This window comes from Novosphingobium sp. Chol11, assembly GCF_900218065.1.
Classification (GTDB): Bacteria; Pseudomonadota; Alphaproteobacteria; order Sphingomonadales; family Sphingomonadaceae; genus Sphingobium; species Sphingobium agri.
Map to the genome: position 1 here is coordinate 150,155 of NZ_OBMU01000001.1, position 11,874 is coordinate 162,028.

Below are 11,874 nucleotides of genomic sequence, written 5' to 3' on the forward strand. Positions count from 1 at the left end.
CGGCGCCCCTTTTTCATGCGAGGCTGAGTTTCAGCGCTCCATCGCCTTCATCCACGCGCACTTGTGATCCATCGGGCACTTCGCCCCGCAGGATCAAATCCGCCAGCGGATCTTGCAGATACCGCTGCACCGCCCGCTTTAGCGGCCGCGCGCCATAGACCGGATCATAACCGACCCGCCCCAGCCACGCCCGCGCGCCGTCCGTCAGGTCCAGCGTCACCTTGCGGTCCTTCAGCAGCTTGCCGATCCGCGCCACCTGGATGTCGACGATCGGCGCCATGTGCGTTGCACCGAGCCGATGGAACAGGATCACCTCGTCCAGGCGGTTGAGGAACTCAGGCCGGAAATGCGCGCGGACGATGTCCATCACCTGATCCTCGACCTTCTCCACCGGTTCATCATCGGCAAGGCCCGCGATGAACTGGCTGCCCAGGTTCGACGTCAGCACAATGATCGTGTTGGTGAAGTCCACCGTCCGGCCCTGCCCATCAGTAAGGCGGCCATCGTCCAGCACCTGCAGCAGCACATTGAACACGTCGCCATGCGCCTTCTCGACCTCATCGAACAGCACGACCTGATAGGGCCGCCGCCGCACCGCTTCGGTCAGCACGCCGCCCTCCTCATAGCCGACATAGCCTGGCGGCGCGCCGATCAGCCGCGCGACCGAATGTTTCTCCATGAACTCGCTCATGTCGATCCGCACCATTGCGCTATCGTCGTCGAACAGGAATCCGGCGAGCGCCTTGGTCAATTCGGTCTTGCCGACGCCGGTCGGTCCCAGGAACAGGAACGACCCAAGCGGCCGGTTCGGGTCCTGCAAGCCCGCGCGCGAACGTCGCACTGCGGTCGACACGGCCCTTACCGCATCGGCCTGCCCGATCACGCGCTTTCCGAGTTCCTCCTCCATGGCCAGCAGCTTTTCGCGCTCACCCTCCATCATCTTGTCGACGGGAATGCCGGTCCAGCGCGACACGACCGAAGCGATGTCCTCACTCGTCACTTCCTCGCGCAGCATCGCGTCTTCGGTCGCGCCCTCTACTTCGGCGATCTTGCGCTCCAATTCAGGGATGCGGCCATAGGCAAGCTCGCCCGCCTTGGTGAGGTCGCCAGCTCGCTGCGCCTGCTCCAGCTCGACGCGCGCGGCTTCGAGCTGTTCCTTCAGCTTGCTCTCGCCCGCGATCTTGTCCTTCTCCGCCTGCCAGCGTTGCGTCAGCGCGGCGGATTGCTCCTCCAGATTGGCCAAGTCTTCCTCGAGCGCCTCCAACCGATCTTTCGACGCCTTGTCAGTCTCCTTGCGCAGAGCCTCGCGCTCGATCTTGAGCTGAATGATCCGCCGGTCGAGCGTCTCAATCTCCTCGGGCTTGCTCTCCACTTCCATCCGGAGCCGCGAAGCCGCCTCGTCCATAAGGTCGATGGCCTTGTCCGGCAGGAAACGGTCGGTGATGTAGCGGTTGCTGAGCGTTGCGGCTGACACGATCGCGCCATCAGTTATCCGTACGCCATGGTGCAACTCGTATTTCTCCTTAAGCCCGCGCAGGATGGAGATGGTGTCCTCCACCGTCGGTTCGCCCACGAACACGGGCTGGAACCGCCGCTGGAGCGCAGGGTCCTTCTCGACATATTTGCGATATTCATCGAGTGTTGTCGCGCCGATGCAATGCAACTCGCCACGCGCGAGGGCAGGCTTCAAAAGGTTGCCCGCGTCCATCGCGCCCTCAGACTTGCCCGCGCCGATAAGCGTGTGCATCTCATCGATGAACAGGACGATCTGGCCTTCGCCAGCTTTCACCTCGTCAAGGACGCCCTTGAGGCGCTCTTCAAATTCGCCGCGATATTTGGCGCCCGCGATCAGCGACCCCATGTCGAGCGCCATCAGCGTACGGTCCTTCAGAGTGTCGGGTACGTCCCCATTGGCGATGCGCAGCGCGAGGCCTTCGGCGATCGCGGTCTTGCCGACGCCAGGGTCGCCGATCAGCACAGGATTATTCTTGGTCCGCCGCGCCAGGATCTGGATCGTCCGCCGGATTTCCTCGTCCCTGCCGATCACGGGATCGAGCTTGCCCTCCCGCGCCGCCTCGGTCAGGTCACGCGCGAATTTCTTGAGCGCGTCGTAACGATCTTCCGCGCCAGCAGTATCGGCGGTGCGCCCACCGCGCAGATTGTTGATCGCCGCGTTCAGTGCCTCCGCCTTCACGCCCGCTGCGGCCAGCGCCTTGCCCGCCATGCTCGTGGTTGCCAGCGTCAGCGCCAGCAACAGCCGTTCGACCGTCACGAAGCTGTCGCCAGCCTTCGCCGCCACCTGCTCCGCGCTGTCCAGCACCCGCACGGCATCATTGTCGAGCCCCGGCGTCTGCTGCGCCCCGCTGCCCGACACGGCAGGCACCTTGGCCAAAGCCGCATCGGTTTCGCGTAATGCGACCGCCGGGTCGCCGCCCGCCGCCTTGATAAGGCCGGACGCCATGCCCTGATTGTCTTCCAACAACGCCTTGAGCAGATGCTCGGGACTTATCCGCTGATGGCTCATACGGATCGCGACGGTCTGCGCCGACTGGAGGAATCCCTTGGCGCGATCAGTGAATTTATCGAGGTTCATAAGAAGCCCTTCGTGAAACTTGCCACGATGTAATGTTGCATAAAAGCAACACAAGAGGCGCTACGCAAATATCCTTGCCATCAGTCAAAAATCCACCACGAACCCGTTTGCTCCAACGCGGACCGCCATCGCCAGGTAGGCGATGCCTGTTGCGCCGTGGACCTGCGCCGCTATGTTGCTGCAATCCTTGGCCGGTTCTGCGGCTATGACCCCGACCTTGATGAGGGCGCTTCATGAGATTCTTCCCCCGTCCGTTGACGCTCGGCCTTTTCTCCTTGGCTGTCACGGCCATGGCAGTTCCGGTCCCGGCCATGTCGGCTGCTCCGGCGAAAACGGATGCAGCGGCACCCGCAGCGCTTTCCAGCTTGGTCGCAGCCGTGAATATTCCCTATGAGCAGTTCACGCTGAAGAATGGCCTTCGCGTGATCGTTCATACCGACCGGAAAGCGCCCGTCGTCGCCGTGTCGGTCTGGTATCATGTGGGTTCGCGCTTTGAACCGGCAGGCAAGACCGGCTTTGCCCATTTGTTCGAACATCTGATGTTCTACGGCTCCGAAAATGCGGACGGCCCTTTCTTCGGGCGTCTGGAGGATATCGGCGCGACCGATTGGAACGGGACGACCTGGTTCGACCGCACCAATTATTTCGAAACGGTCCCGACCGGTGCGCTCGACCGCGCGCTGTTTCTTGAAGCCGACCGCATGGGCCATCTGCTCGGCGCGGTAACGCAGGCGAAGTTGGATACGCAGCGCGGCGTCGTTCAGAATGAAAAGCGCATGGGCGAAAACCAGCCCTACGGCCTTGTCGAATATGCGCAACTTGCCGCCATGTTGCCGGAGGGGCATCCCTATCGTCACTCGACCATCGGTTCGATGGCTGACCTGAACGCGGCCAGCCTGGCGGACGTGCAGAACTGGTTCAAAACCCATTATGGGCCCAACAACGCCGTTCTTGTGCTTGCTGGCGACATTGATGTGGCGACGGCAAAGGCAAAGGTGGAGAAATGGTTTGGAGCCATTCCATCCGGCCCAGTTCCAAAGGATGTGGATGCGACCGTCCCAACCTTGCCGCGAGACGCTGAAAAGCTGATGCACGACAATGTCGCGGCGACCCGGCTCTATCGCAACTGGATCGTGCCCGGCGTCAATTCCGCCGACCTGCCACAGCTGGATCTCGCGATGGCGGTGTTTGGCGGGCTTAAATCATCGCGGCTCGATAATATCCTGGTCCGCGGCGAAAAAGTCGCCGTAGGCGTGAGCGCAAGCATCCAGCCTTTTGAAAAGCTGAGCATCGCCGAAATTACCGTCGATGTGAAACCGGGGCAGGATGCTGCGGCCGTGGGCAGGCGGCTCGACCAGTTGCTGGCTGACTATCTTGCCAAGGGGCCGACCGCCGATGAGGTGCAACGCGCGGCCACCCGTCAGCTTTCCGGCACGATCGGCGGTCTTGAGAAAGTTGGCGGATTCAGCGGCAAGGCTGTGACTCTGGCGGAAGGCGCCGTTTATTCCGGCGATCCGGGGAAATATAAGAAGGACCTTGTGCTCTATGCTGCGGCAACACCACAGTCCGTCGGTGCGGCTGCCCAGAAATGGCTGGGGCGGCCAGTGTTCCGCCTGACCGTCGCGCCGGGTGAGCGCTCGGCTGAAGATAATGCGCTTGCGGGCAACGCGACCCATCGCCCTGCCTTCTTCCGGGACCCGAAGAAGCCCGCCCCCTCCGCTGGCACGCCGCCGCCAACCAAGGTCCCTGAACCTGCCATTGAGCCAGTCAAGGACCTGGAGTTTCCAGAGGTGGAGCATGCCACCTTGAAGAATGGGATTCCCATCCTGTTCGCGCGCCGGGCGACCGTGCCGGTGGTCCGAGTATCGGTTGCGTTCGACGCGGGTAATGCCGCCGATGACAAGGCAAAGCTAGGCACGGCCGGATTGGTGACTGCCTTGCTCGACGAGGGGACCAGGAGCCGTAACTCGATCCAGATCGCCGAGGAGCAGGAGAGGCTGGGCGCATCGATAAGCGCGGGCAACGGCATGGATACGACCAATGTCGGCCTCTATGCGTTGAAGCCAAATCTGGACGCGTCGCTCGAACTGCTGGCGGACGTGATCCGCAATCCCGCTTTCGATCCGAAAGAGGTGGAGCGTCTGCGCGGTCAAGTGCTGACGCGGATCGCTGCTGAAAAGACCGAGCCCATGCCGATCGCGCAGCGCCTGCTGCCGCCGCTCCTCTATGGGCAGGCGCACCCCTATGGCATCCCGTTCACGGGATCGGGGACGGAAAGCGGCGTCAAGGCGGTGACGCGGGCGGACTTGGCCGCCTTCCACGGCAAATGGCTACGGCCCGACAATGCGACCATTTTCGTAACGGGCGACACGACATTGGCCGAGATCCTGCCGCTGCTGGAGAAGCGCTTCGGCGACTGGAAATCTCCGCAGGGAGAGAGAGGCAGCAAGCTGTTTCGCATGGACAGGATGATGCGGCCAGCACGGATCATCTTGGTCGACAAGCCGCAAAGCCCCCAGTCTCTGATCCTGGCCGGACTGCTCACGGGCAAGCGCGGGACCGACAATCCGCTGACCCTGCTGACCGCCAATGAGGTGCTTGGCGGCAGTTCGACATCCCGTCTGATCATGGATCTGCGCGAAACCAAGGGGTGGGCCTATTCCGCCGGCACCAGCATGCCGGGGGTCAAGGAAACGATCCCGCTGCTCGTCTATGCGCCGGTGCAAACCGACAAGACTGGCGATTCGATCATTGCCGCGCGCAAGGACATCGCCGAATTTCTGACGAGCAAGGGCACGACGGCCGCCGAACGGAACCAGACGATCAACAGCCAGATCCTGTCTCTGCCGGGCAGCTTCGAAACCTCATCCGACCTGCTGGGCGCGATGATGCGCAATTGGCTGCTGGGGCGGCCTGATGATTTTTATGAAAAGCTGCCGGGGATATATCGGGCGATGACGCCCGTTGACCTGGACAAGGCGGCGCGTGAGGCGATCGATCCTGATCGGCTGATCTGGGTGGTGGTAGGTGACGCGAAACTGGTGCGGCCGCAGCTTGACGCTGTCGGGCTGCCGGTCGAGACGGGCACGCTCGCGGATTGAGGGTTGATAAGGAGAATGAAGATGGCAGGTGTCGACGGAGCTTATGATTGCGTGGCGAAAACGCCGCTGGGTGAGCAGAAGGGCGTGCTGACCGTCATCAGCTCGGGCGACAGCTTTCACGGGACCTTCGCGGGCATGATGGGATCGCTGGATGTTGCCGAGGGCAAGGTTCAGGGGAACAAGCTCAGCTGGAAGATGAACATGACCATGCCGATGCCGATCACGATGGATTGTGAGGCGGAAGTCAGCGGAGACAGCATCAACGGGACGATGCAGTTGGGTGCGTTTGGGGCGGCTGGTTTTTCCGGGACGCGGCGGGTTTGAGCCACGGATTCCGGGAGTTTTGAAGCTCCCGGAATTTAAATGCATTAATGAAGTGGCGGATTAACGGGGTGCAGACTTGAACAGGGGTATTAGTTAGCTATCTAAGCGCCATGTCGAGATCGGAAATGAAGCGGGTGCTGGCGCACAAAATGCCGCAGGTGGCGCGCAACTGGCGCATGTTGGCGGATGAGGCGCTGGCGGAGTTTCGTGTGTCAAACAGCGCGGGCTGGTGCCTGGTGCATCTGTCCAGGATGGAGCCGGAGGCGCGGCAGGCGGACCTGGCTGAACAGTTGGGGATTACCCAACCGTCGCTGGTACGTACGCTCGATCAGTTGGAGGCGATGTCCTTGGTAGAGCGGGTGCCCAACCCCGACGACAAGCGATCGAACCGTATTGCCCTCACTCCTGCGGGCAAGGAACTGGCGGGCCGGATCGAAGAACGGCTCGACAATCTGCGCCGCGAACTGCTCGACGGCGTGCCGGACGCCGCGATCGAGATCACCGTAAACCTCATGGAGCTGCTCGGCCGCCGCATCGCCGAGCGCCGCCAACAGGCATGAGCGCGCGCTTCGGCTGGCCCGCGGCGCTTTTTTCCCTGAAATGTTTCGGGGCCAGCATGTTGGCCTTGTTCGTTGCACTCAGCATCGGGCTGGAGCGGCCCTATTGGGCGTTCCTGACATCCTATATCGTGGCCCAGCCCATGGCGGGCGCCGTGGTCTCGAAGGGATTGTTCCGGGTGATCGGCACCATGGCCGGCGGCGCGTTCGCGGTCGCGATCGTGCCGCCGCTCGTCAACGCGCCGGAACTGCTGTCGCTGGCGATGGCGTCGTGGCTGGCGCTCTGCGTCTTCGTGTCGCTGCTCGACCGCACCCCGCGGGCCTATATGTTCGTTCTGGCGGGTTATACCGCCTGCCTCATCGTCTTTCCCAGCGTCGATGTGCCGGATACGATCTTCACCGTGGCGAGCCTGCGCGTGCAGGAGATCATGATCGGCATCGCCAGCGCGAGCCTGGTGCATAGCGTCATATTTCCCGGATCGGTCAGCAACGTCCTGCTCGCGCGGGTGAAGGCGATGCTGGCCGATGCCGAGCGATGGTCGCATGACGCCATCGCCATCCATCCCGTCGAGGGGCTGGAGGATGAGCGGCGCAGGCTGGCGCAGGACATCAGCGAACTGCACCAGCTGTCGATCCACTTGCCGTTCGACACGTCGCGCCTTGCGCCGCGCGTGCGGACAGTGCGCGCCTTGCAGGATGAACTGGCCCAATTGCTGCCCCTTGGCGCGGCGGTCGAGGACAGGCTGGCGGCGCTGAAAAGCGCGAGCGGCGGCGTGGTGCCGCCCGAAACGCAGGCGCTGATCGCCGATGTGCGGGATTGGCTCGCCGCGCCGGGCGAGGACCGGCCCGAGCGCAGCGCGGCGGCGCAGGCGCTGATCGACCGTTGCGCCGCGATGGAACCGGCGGCCCGGCGCGACATGGATTGGGGCGAGATGATGCGGATGAGCCTGTTCGCGCGGCTCGCCACGCTGATCGCCGCGCATCGCGACTGCCGGGACCTGTATGAACAGATGGCCGTCCACAGCCGGGAACCGGTGACGCCCCGCGTGGCCGAACTGTTGGAGGGAAGGCGCAGCCGTGAGCTGCACAGGGACGTGGCCGGTGCCGCGCGAGGCGCGTTCGGCGCCTTCGTCACCATCATCACCGGCTGCGCGCTGTGGATCGGCAGCGGCTGGACCGACGGCAGCACGGCGGTCATGCTGGCGGGCGTTTTCCTGGCGCTGTTCGCCGGGTCGGACAATCCCGCCGCGCCGATCAAGGGTTTCATGATGGGCACCCTGATCGCCTCTGCACTGGCGGCGGTCTATGGCTATGCGATCCTGCCCCGGCTGGACGGCTTTCCGATGCTGGCCGCCGCCTTCGCGCCGATGCTGCTGGCGCTCGGCGCAATGCTGGCATCGCCGCGCTTTTCCGGTATCGCCCTGCCGGTGCTGCTCGGGCTCGGGAGTCCCGCGCTGATCGCCGATCGCTATGTCGGCGAGTTCGCGGCGTTCCTGAATGGCACGATCGCGCAGCTGGTAGGGGTCTGGTTCGCGATCATCATGGCCGGGCTGTTGCAGTCGGCGGGGGTCGAAAATGCCATCCGGCGAACGATCCGCGCCACATGGACCGACCTGGCCACGCGCAGCACGATGATGACCACGCCCGATGTGCGCGGCTGGGTAAACCGGATGCTCGACCGCATCGCTCTGCTGGCGCCACGGCTGGCGACCGCGCGGCGGGACGGAGGCGACCTGCTGTTCCATGCGCTGCGGGATCTGCGCACCGGCGTCGCCATCGGCGAATTGCGGCAATTGCGGCTGACATTGCCGGCGCAAGAGGGGCAGCCGCTGGCGGAGGTGCTGTCGGGCGTCGCCCGCCATTATCGCGGGCTGGACCCGGACGCGCCACAGCCTGCCGAACCGGCGCTGCTGACCGGGATTGACCATGCCGTGGACGCGTTGTCGGACAATGAGAGCGCGGCGGTGCGCAGGCAAGGCGTGCTGGCGCTCGTCAGCCTGAGGCGGAACCTGTTTCCAGAAGGGCCACCCTATCGGAGGATGGCGGCATGACAGGCGAGATCGCCCTGGGTGGGGTGTTCATGCCGACCCTGCTGCTGCTGGGCGTGATGGCGCTGGTCATCAGCTGGGGCGTCACGCGGCTGATAGGCGCCTTCGGGCTCTACCGTTTCCTTGCCTATCGGGCGATCGTCGACCTCAGCATCTTCGTCCTGGTGCTGGGCGGCCTTAGCCTCCTTCTCCCCTTCCTTGGGATTCGTCCATGAACCGTCTGTCGAGCGGGCTGGCGCGCAGCGCCGCCACCATCATCATCGTCGCCCTGGCTGTCATCGCCGCCATCGCCATGTGGAACCATTATGAGCGAAGCCCGTGGACGCGCGACGGGCGGGTGCGCGCCGATGTGGTGCGGGTGACGCCGGACATTGGCGGGCTGGTCACGTCCGTCGCGGTGCGGGACAATCAGGAAGTGAAGGCGGGCGATCTGCTGTTCGTGATCGATCGGCCCCGCTATGCACTCGCGTTGCAACAGGCCGATGCGCAGGTAGCGAGCGCAAGGGCGACGCTGGGGCAGGCGCGGCGGGAGGCGAAGCGCGATCTGGCGCTGGGCGATCTGGTGGCGGCGGAGGCGCATGAGCAGAATGTCGCGCGGGTTGCCACGGCTGACGCGGCGCTTGCGCAGGCGATGAGCAGCCGCGATGCCGCCGCGCTCAATCTGAAACGCACTCAGGTGACGGCATCGGTAAACGGCGTTGTGACCAACCTCGACCTGCATGTCGGCGACTATGTGGCGGCGGGCAAGCAGGCCATGGCGCTGGTGGATCGCGACAGTTTGCGGGTGGAGGGCTATTTCGAGGAGACCAAGCTGCCGCTGGTGTGCGTCGGCGCGCCGGTGACAGTTCGGCTGATGGGCGAAGCGGCGGACCTGCATGGGCGGGTGGAGAGCATCGCCTATGGCATCAACGACACGACGCGCAGTGATTCGGGCAATTTGCTGCCGACGGTGCAGCCGACCTTTTCCTGGGTGCGGTTGGCGCAGCGCATTCCGGTGCGGGTGAAGCTCGACAAGGTGCCGGCCAGCGTGCGCCTGATCGCTGGGCGTACGGCGACGGTGACGGTGGAACCCGTGGAGAAGGATCGGGCGGGGAGCTGCCGCCATGCGTGAGGGCGATATCAGTAATTCATACTCATCTGCGTTCGGGCTTTTTGAACGAGCCGCTCATCTCGTGCGAATGTCGAAGCGCTTCTTTTACCTGACGGGAAGGAAGACCCCTCGACAAGCTCAGGGCGAACGGGGGAGAGGGGGTGTCTGGCCACTCGGGGCGGCTTTGGCGCTCACCGCTTGTTCGACCGCTGGCCCCGATTATCGCCCGCCCGAACATGACGTCGCCACGGCTCCAGCGGCGCAAGGGAGCTTCCAGTCCGCGCAAGGGACCGTGTTCAGCAATGCCGATCTGCCCGATCACTGGTGGCGGCTTTACAATGATCCGCAGCTGGATGGTCTGGTCGAGCAGGCGCTGATCGCCAATGCCGACCTTCGCCGGGCCGAAGCGAATGTGAATGCAGCCCATGCCGTGTTGCGCGAGGCGGAAGCCGGGCGGTCGGTCAGCACGGCGTTGAGCGGCGGCGCGACGCTGGCGCGGCCTTCGGGAACGGCTGAAAGTCTGCCGGGTGTCGTGGGCTATGACCTGGGGCTGAGCGCGTCCTATCCGCTCGACCTCAACGGTCGGATCAGGCGGGCGATCGAAGCGAGCACGACTGACCTGGAGGCGATGGTGGCGGCGCGCGACTATTTGCGGGTGAGCGTCGCGGCGGCGACGGCGCGCGCCTATGCGCAGGTGTGCGCGGCCAATTATTCGCTGGCCGTCAACCGGCAGGTGGTCGGCCTGCAGCGGCAGACGCTGGACGCGACGGGTCGGCTGTTCCGGGGTGGACGGGGAACGGCGTTCGACGTCAGCCGCGCGCAGGCGGCGGTGGAAGCAAGCGCGGCGAACCTGCCCGCTTTCGAAGCGCAGCGGCAGGTGGGGCTTTATCTGCTGGCGGCATTGCTGGGGCGGCCGCCTGCCGACTACCCGCGTGAGGTGGAGGGCTGCGCTGCCCTGCCGGTGCTGGGCGGCGCTTTGCCGGTCGGCGATGGTGCGGGGCTGATCCGGCGGCGGCCCGACATCAGGCAGGCGGAGCGGACGATCGCGGGCGACACGGCGCGGCTGGGGGTCGCGATGGCGGACCTTTACCCGCAGGTGCGGATTGGTGGGTCGGTCGGCCTGTCCGGGCCGCTGGAAACTTTGGGGTCCGGCACTGCGCTGGGGATCAGCCTGGGGCCGATCCTCAGCTGGAGCTTTCCCAACCGTCCGGTGGTGCGGGCCAGGATCGCGCAGGCCGATGCGCGGGTGCAGGGCAGCATCGCCTCCTTCGACGCGGTCGTTCTGGAGGCGCTGCGGCAGGCTGAAACGGCGATGGAAACCTATCGGCGGGATGCGCAGCAGGCGGCGGCGCTGGAACGGGCACGGACGAGCGCGGCGGTGTCGGCGGGGCAGGCGGGCAAGCTGTTCCGCTTCGGGCGCGGGGACTTCCTGTCGCTGCTCGACGCGCAACGGAGCCTGGCGAGCGCGGAAGCGGCGGCTGCTGCGGCGCGAGTGCAGTTGGTGCAGGATCAGGTGGCGGTATTTCTGGCGCTGGGTGGCGGCTGGAGGTGAGGGGCATGAAAAAGCCCGCCGATGCTGTGACCGGCGGGCTTTCCCGTAGCTGTTGGAGGGAACCGAAGGCCTCAATATTGGACTGTGACGGTCACCGCGCGGCGGTTCTGTGCCCAGGCGGCCTCGTCCGAACCGAGCGCGGCGGGGCGTTCCTTGCCATAGCTCACGGTGTTGATGCGGCTGGGGTCGATGCCGAGCGAGGCGAGATAGTTTTTCGCGGCGTTGGCGCGGCGGTCGCCCAGCGCGATATTATAGTCGCGGGTGCCGCGCTCGTCGGCATGGCCTTCGATCGTGACGCGGACATTGGGGTTCTGCTGGAGCCAGGCGGCCTGGCTTTGCAGCGTCTGCTGGTCCTGCGCGTCGACATCATATTGATCGGTGTCGAAGAAGATGCGGTCGGACGAGACGGAGGCGACGAAATCTTCCTGGCTGCCCTTGACCGGGGCGCCCGTGCCGGTGCCCGTGCCGGTCCCGGTCTGCGCGCTGCTGTCAGTCGCGGGCGGGGGCGGCAAATCCTTGGGCGCTTTCTTGCCACAGGCGGCGAGCGCCAGGACCGAGACGGCGATGAGGAGGGGGCGGTTGAGTTTCATCAGGGGTCTCCTTGAAGAG

General features: G+C 64.9%; 9 protein-coding genes. 7 read left to right on the forward strand and 2 right to left on the reverse strand.

From position 1 onward, the window contains the following. Positions 1-13: 13 nt before the first annotated feature. Positions 14-2,593 (reverse strand): ATP-dependent chaperone ClpB, encoded by a 2,580-nt coding sequence (gene clpB, locus NCHOL11_RS00705; RefSeq protein ID WP_097090630.1) that lies wholly within the window; start codon positions 2,591-2,593, stop codon positions 14-16. A gap of 233 nt (positions 2,594-2,826) precedes the next feature. Here clpB and NCHOL11_RS00710 point away from each other — a divergent pair, with 233 nt between their 5' ends. The 7 genes from NCHOL11_RS00710 (at position 2,827) to NCHOL11_RS00740 (ending at position 11,265) form a co-directional block, all read left to right on the forward strand. Continuing rightward, positions 2,827-5,694, forward strand: coding sequence for a M16 family metallopeptidase (locus NCHOL11_RS00710; RefSeq protein ID WP_097090631.1), 2,868 nt, complete (start codon positions 2,827-2,829; stop codon positions 5,692-5,694). 21 nt (positions 5,695-5,715) lie between these two features. Then, the gene (locus tag NCHOL11_RS00715; protein WP_097092627.1) at positions 5,716-6,018 is read left to right on the forward strand and encodes a hypothetical protein; all 303 of its coding nucleotides are present in this window, start codon (positions 5,716-5,718) and stop codon (positions 6,016-6,018) included. 110 nt (positions 6,019-6,128) lie between these two features. After that, positions 6,129-6,578, forward strand: a complete 450-nt coding sequence (locus NCHOL11_RS00720) for a MarR family transcriptional regulator (protein WP_097090632.1) — start codon at positions 6,129-6,131, stop codon at positions 6,576-6,578. Further along, positions 6,575-8,626 (forward strand): FUSC family protein, encoded by a 2,052-nt coding sequence (locus NCHOL11_RS00725; protein ID WP_097090633.1) that lies wholly within the window; start codon positions 6,575-6,577, stop codon positions 8,624-8,626. Before NCHOL11_RS00720 ends, NCHOL11_RS00725 begins: the two co-directional genes overlap by 4 nt. Further along, positions 8,623-8,838 (forward strand): DUF1656 domain-containing protein, encoded by a 216-nt coding sequence (locus NCHOL11_RS00730; RefSeq protein ID WP_097090634.1) that lies wholly within the window; start codon positions 8,623-8,625, stop codon positions 8,836-8,838. Before NCHOL11_RS00725 ends, NCHOL11_RS00730 begins: the two co-directional genes overlap by 4 nt. Then, the gene (locus NCHOL11_RS00735; protein WP_097090635.1) at positions 8,835-9,734 is read left to right on the forward strand and encodes an efflux RND transporter periplasmic adaptor subunit; all 900 of its coding nucleotides are present in this window, start codon (positions 8,835-8,837) and stop codon (positions 9,732-9,734) included. The genes NCHOL11_RS00730 and NCHOL11_RS00735 overlap by 4 nt, the downstream gene beginning before the upstream one ends. Positions 9,735-9,801: 67 nt before the next feature. Next, a complete protein-coding gene (locus NCHOL11_RS00740) occupies positions 9,802-11,265 on the forward strand; it encodes an efflux transporter outer membrane subunit (RefSeq protein WP_097090636.1) in 1,464 nt (487 codons plus the stop codon). A gap of 71 nt (positions 11,266-11,336) precedes the next feature. Here the strand turns inward: NCHOL11_RS00740 and pal are convergent, their stop codons facing one another. Beyond that, complete coding sequence (gene pal, locus NCHOL11_RS00745; RefSeq protein ID WP_097090637.1) at positions 11,337-11,855, reverse strand: peptidoglycan-associated lipoprotein Pal; 519 nt, start codon at positions 11,853-11,855, stop codon at positions 11,337-11,339. Between the last annotated feature and the right edge of the window lie 19 nt (positions 11,856-11,874).